This window comes from Haloarcula sediminis (assembly GCF_035656455.1).
GTDB classification, from domain to species: Archaea; Halobacteriota; Halobacteria; order Halobacteriales; family Haloarculaceae; genus Haloarcula; species Haloarcula sediminis.
Genome location: NZ_JAYMGA010000031.1, coordinates 1 through 562, shown reverse-complemented (window position 1 = coordinate 562; position 562 = coordinate 1). Strand labels below are relative to the sequence as shown.

Sequence of the window (562 nt, the reverse complement as noted above, 5' to 3'; positions counted from 1 at the left end):
GACTGCGAAGGCTAAACACTCCTCGAGACCGATAGTGCACAAGTAGTGTGAACGAACGCTGCAAAGTACCCTCAGACGGGAGGTGAAATAGAGCATGAACTCAGTTGGCGATGGAGCGACGGGGCATACAAGGTCCGATGACGAATGACCGACGCGCGAGCGTCCAGTAAGACTCACCGGAAGCCGATGTTCCGTCGTACGTTTTGAAAAACGAGCCAGGGAGTGTGTCTGTATGGCAAGTCTAACCCGAGCATCGGGGGAGGCACAGGGAAACCGACATGGCCGCAGTCTTACGACGAGGGCCGCCGTCTTCAAGGGCGGGGAGCCAGACGGACACGACCCGAATCCGGACGATCTAAGCATGGACAAGGCGAAGCGTGCCGAAAGGCACGTGGAGGCCTGTTAGAGTTGGTGTCCTACAATACCCTCTCGTGATCTATGTTTAGGGGTGAAAGGCCCATCGAGTCCGGCAACAGCTGGTTCCAATCGAAACATGTCGAAGCATGACCTCCGCCGAGGTAGTTCGTGGGGTAGAGCGACCGATTAGTGTGACCGCCTCCGA

At 56.9% G+C, this 562-nt stretch carries 1 rRNA gene; it reads left to right on the top strand.

Annotated features, from left to right (window positions below):
- A 23S ribosomal RNA gene (locus VJ162_RS18460) occupies positions 1-562 on the top strand; the annotation flags it as partial.